This is a genomic window from Prevotella sp. P6B4 (assembly GCF_000619985.1).
Classification (GTDB): domain Bacteria; phylum Bacteroidota; class Bacteroidia; order Bacteroidales; family Bacteroidaceae; genus Prevotella.
The window spans coordinates 1-1,193 of record NZ_JHVE01000050.1 but is presented as its reverse complement, the minus strand read 5'-3'; the positions used below and the strand labels follow the sequence as shown (position 1 = coordinate 1,193).

The 1,193-nt window shown below is 38.7% G+C and carries 1 protein-coding gene; it reads left to right on the top strand.

The window, feature by feature from the left end; translation table 11 throughout:
- On the top strand, window positions 1–1,193 hold a 1,193-nt coding region (locus T491_RS17265), incomplete at both ends, for a leucine-rich repeat protein (RefSeq protein ID WP_155950179.1).

The window sequence follows — 1,193 nt, the reverse complement described above, 5'->3', positions numbered from 1 at the left end:
AATGATATAGGCGCTTGGTGTAATGTCGTTTTCTCAGGTAGTTATAGTAATCCCTTAGAATTTGCACGTCATTTGTATAGTGATGAGAATACAGAAATAACAGATTTGGTAATTCCAAATGGTGTGACTACAATCGGGAATTATGCCTTTGCAGGCAGTGAAGGCTTTACCTCTGTCACAATTCCAAGCAGTGTGACGAGTATTGGCGAGAACGCTTTTCAAGGATGTAGTGGTCTGACTTCTATTGTGGTTGAATCTGAAAATTCAAAATACGACTCACGAGATAACTGCAACGCTATTATAGAAACTGTAACAAATAAACTTATAGCGGGGTGCAATAACACAACCATCCCAAGCAGTGTGACGAGCATTTGCGATTACGCCTTTTATCGCTGTGATGGTCTTGTTTCCATTACAATTCCCGACAACTTGACAAGCATTGGTGATTACGCCTTTTCTGGCTGTAGTGGTCTAACTTCTGTCACAGTTTTGAATCCATTGCCTGTCGATATTACAAAAGACGTATTCACAAATCGTGCTAATGCAACGCTTTACGTTCCAACAGGCAGTAAAGAGAAATATAAAACGGCGGAATATTGGAAACAATTTAAGATAATTAATAGTAATGAGCCATACGCAATTCTAAGCGATAATAACACAGTGTTGACATTCTACTATGATTACCAAAAGGAGACTCGCGATGGAATGGACATTGGTCCATTTGTAGGTAAACCTGATTTTCAAAACTGGTATGCTCAGAAGGAGAGTATTACGAAAGTTGTGTTCGACGATTCGTTTGCCAACTATACCTCATTGATTAGTACTGCATTTTGGTTCTTTGGATGTAATAATCTTGCAACTATAACAGGCATAGAGAACCTTAATACCGACAATGTTATAAAAATGAATGATATGTTCACAAGCTGTTCTAGTCTAAAAAGCCTTGACTTGAGTGGATTTAAGACTGAGAATGTAACAGATATGTCGGGTATGTTCTCTGGCTGTTCCGGTCTGACAAGCCTTGATTTGAGCGGATTTAAGACTGAGAATGTAACAGATATGTCGTGGATATTCTATGGTTGTTCAAGTCTGACAAATCTTGACTTGAGTGGATTCAAGACAGATAAAGTAACAGATATGACGGAGATGTTCTGGGGCTGTTCTGGTCTAACAAAACTTGACTTGAGTGGATT